This window comes from Stieleria sp., assembly GCF_041595215.1.
In the GTDB taxonomy this organism is placed as follows: Bacteria; Planctomycetota; Planctomycetia; order Pirellulales; family Pirellulaceae; genus Stieleria; species Stieleria magnilauensis.
The window spans coordinates 1-3,605 of record NZ_JBFHKV010000908.1 but is presented as its reverse complement, the minus strand read 5'-3'; the positions used below and the strand labels follow the sequence as shown (position 1 = coordinate 3,605).

3 protein-coding genes are annotated in these 3,605 nt (G+C 60.7%); all 3 read left to right on the top strand.

The features are described 5' to 3' along the window. A partial coding sequence (locus ABX749_RS26090) for a PQQ-binding-like beta-propeller repeat protein (RefSeq protein ID WP_372898583.1) occupies positions 1-808 on the top strand: 808 nt, incomplete at its 5' end. Next, the gene (locus ABX749_RS26085; protein WP_372898582.1) at positions 805-2,193 is read left to right on the top strand and encodes a PQQ-binding-like beta-propeller repeat protein; all 1,389 of its coding nucleotides are present in this window, start codon (positions 805-807) and stop codon (positions 2,191-2,193) included. The genes ABX749_RS26090 and ABX749_RS26085, both read left to right, overlap by 4 nt. Before the next feature lie 227 nt (positions 2,194-2,420). Then, positions 2,421-3,470 (top strand): hypothetical protein, encoded by a 1,050-nt coding sequence (locus tag ABX749_RS26080; protein WP_372898581.1) that lies wholly within the window; start codon positions 2,421-2,423, stop codon positions 3,468-3,470. Positions 3,471-3,605: the final 135 nt, after the last annotated feature.

Sequence of the window (3,605 nt, the reverse complement as noted above, 5' to 3'; positions counted from 1 at the left end):
GTACGACGGCAAAGACGATGCGGCGACCGCCAAGGTCTGCGGGAACGCCATCGTGGGCTACGACAAACAATACGGCAGCATCGATTGGCAGCGTGATGCCGATGCAATCGTGCATTCCACCATCACCATTTCCGGCAACCAGATTTACTTTGTCGAAGTCGACGATCCCTCGCTGAAACAAGCGTCCAACGGAAAACTGCTCAACCGTCAAATCTGGAACGCGGCCTCCATCGTTTGCCTGGACCTAGACAGCGGTGAACAGCGTTGGAAATCGAAGGTGCCGGCCCAGGATCATGAAACGCTGATCAGTTTTGGCATTGCCGATGACGATCAGTTCATCTTGCAAACCTCTGGAAAGAACGAGTTTCATTTCGTCGCGCTCGATGCGACATCTGGCAAGCCGCGTTGGCAGCAATCCGTCCAGTGGCCCGAAGACCATCACAGCGCCCACATCCAACACGCGGTGTTGATGAACGGCCAGATCTTCGTCCAACCGCATATTCTCAGTGCCGACGACGGCCGCGTGGTCAAATCGGGGACGCTGGGCAAACGCCGGGGATGTGCGACACCGATCGGTGCGGGTAACTCGATCATCTATCGCGGCGGAACCGGCCCCCTGTCGTTGTGGTCACTCCAGGACGAGAAACCCAGCGAGTTCACCCGCTTGCGGCCGAGTTGTTGGCTGAGCACCATTCCGGCTCAAGGCATGCTGTTTTCACCGGAGGGCGGTGGCGGGTGTTCCTGCGGCGGTTGGATGGAGACTTCGATCGGTTTTGCCCCCGTCCTGTCGTTGGGAGACGAGCGATGATCCGACTTCGAACCCTCATCGTCTTGTTGAGCTGCATCGGCAGCCAGGTCGTCGGAGTCACCGGGGTTGGTTCCAACGCGTCCGCCCAATCCTGGCCGACGTATCGTCACGACGCCCGTCGCAGCGGCGTCACCGACGCAAGCCTGACGTTTCCACTGCAACCGCTGTGGGTGCGTGTCTCGCAGCAGCCCCCGCAAACTGCTTGGACGGGGCCTGCAAAGTGGGACGCCTATTCGGGCAACAGCGGCCTGCAATCGATGCGCAACTTCGACCCCTGCTTTTTCGTGACGGTCGATGACGGCCAAGTCTTTTTCGGTTCGTCGGTCGATGATGCCGTGCACGCGTTGGACGCCGCGACGGGCAAAGAACAATGGGTGTTTTTCACAGGTTCGGCCGTTCGATTTCCTCCCACCCTGTCCGACGGTCGGGCCTACTTCGGCTCCGATGACGGCTTCGTCTACTGTTGTGACCAAAGCTCGGGCGAATTGATTTGGAAACAGCAGGCTGCTCCGGAGCGGAAGCAGGTGGCGAGCAATCGCAAGCTGATTTCGATGTGGCCGGTGCGGACTGGTGTGCTCGTCCAAGACGGCACCGCGTTGTTCGGCGCGTCGCTGGTTCCGTGGAAGGCGTCGTACCTGTGCAAGGTCGACGCCAAGACGGGGGCGTTGGACGGCGATCGATGCTTCCGTAACGAAGTACAAGGCGTCACGATGCAAGGAGCGTTGTTGGCTTCGTCAGAGCGGATCTATGTGCCCCAAGGCCGCGCGGCACCGCTGGCATTTGACATGGCCGGCGGCAAATCCCTCGGTGCGATCGGTGAAGCCGGTGGCGTGTTCTGCGTGCTGACCGAAGACGAAATGCTGTTGGCCGGCCCGCAAGACCAAAAGTCATCCAGCGATCAGATGCGCCTCGCCGACGCTCGCAGCCGACAACGGTTGGCAACCTTCAGTGGCACCAACCGAATCCTGGTCGCCGGAGAACGTGCCTGGATCCCGACCGCGGGAAAACTCAAGATGCTGAACCGATCCAGCTATGTCGCCGCACAAATCGTCGCGACCAAGGCCAACGGGATCATCAACGATAAAAAGAATACCGACGAACAAGCCAAGGTGGCCGCAAAAGCAGAGCTGGCCCAGGCCACCAAGCAACAAGCGGAGGCTTGGCGGTGGGAGGTCGAGTGCCCCAATCCGACCGGGTTCATCAAGACCGCCGACTCGATCGTGGTCGGACTGGAAAACGAAGTCCGTGCCTATGACGCCGACGACGGCTCGCTGAAGTGGTCGGCCGAGGTCGATGGCGTCGCCCACGGACTGGCGGTCGCCGACGGCCGACTGCTCGTCAGCACCGGACTCGGCCACATCTACGCCTTCGGACCGCAACGATGAACGCCAACCCGGTGAAGCAGTCTTATTCGCTCAGTGCCGGCAATCGTTGGTGTCTAGATTTTGGGCGATCCCCGATGCAGAAGCATCGGCAGATGCCCAGACACCAACGACTTCCCCGGGAGCGCCTAAAGGCTGGACACCAACGACCTCTGGACGCCTATCGACGCATCCTCTGCGTCGTCCTCATCGCGTTGTTCGCCAGTACCGCGAACGCGTGCAAGGTTCCCGTGTTTCGCTATGCGCTTGAACGATGGCCGGCCGACACGTATGAAATCGTGGCTTTGATCGATGGTGAACCGACCGGCGATGCCGCCGACGCACTCGCCGCATTGCGGTCTCTCGCCGAACCAAGTGTCAACGTGACCACCCGAGTCGTTGATTTGGCCGCCCTCTCCGAAGCCGAACTCTGGTCGGTCGAGGGATTGGAAAACACCGAGCAAACGCCGCTGCTGCAGGTTTTCTATCCCGAACGTGACGGTCAACGAACGCTCTGCTGGAGCGGCGCACTGACATCCGCGAATCTCAACGCCTGGATCGAGTCTCCGCTTCGCAAGAACATCCTTCGGGAAATCCAAACCGGTGCGTCCGCCGTCTGGGTCCTCGTCGAAGGCCCTGACCGATCACAAAACGACGCGCTGCGGGCGGACCTGGAGTCTGCACTCCGGGAGGCAACCGCCGCGATCACCATTCCCGAGGGCGTGATTCGACGAGAAGATGCCGCGCAGTATCTGCAGGACCACCCGGCCGCGTCGATGGATGACGTGCTGCGCTGTGACATCCCGCTTTCGATCAAGTTCACGATCGAGCGACTTCGGCACGACGATGAAAACGAAGTCGCGTTTCGCGCGATGGTCGATGGCTGGACCGAATCGATCGAGGCCCCGTTCGTGTTTCCGGTATTCGGCCGCGGACGAATGATCGAACCCTTGCCCGCTGCAGACTTTGACGCCGGTTCGATCATCGCGGCGTGCCGCTACCTGGTCGGCGAGTGCAGTTGCAGCGTCAAGGCGCTCAACCCGGGCGTCGATCTGATCTTGAAAACCGATTGGCAACAGACCCTCGGCGATCAAATCGTGATGGTCGAATCGGCGGACTCGGGTGAGCGGGTGGAGTTGGCGATTCCGCCAGGGAAAGACGAGATCGCGTCGACCGCTAGGAACAAGGTCGCAGCGGGTGATGCCGAGCCGGACGATGGTAAGATTTGGGTGCTCGTCGTGATGGCACTGGGGGCGTTGGCGTTCACGATGAAGCTGCGGATGGGAATGAAGGCGGAATAATACGGGGCACTAGTATTCCGCCGCACCTTGGTTTTCGGATAGGCGGTAGTGGACGAGGCGACGAGTCCTAGCCAATCTGCCGACGGCAGCGGACTCGTCGCCTCGTCCATTACGCGGGAATTGAGGAGCGGACTC

Coding starts and splice junctions, on each gene's coding strand:
- ABX749_RS26085 (WP_372898582.1), top strand. CDS start 805: ATGATCCGACTTCGAACCCTCATCGTCTTGTTGAGCTGCATCGGCAGC.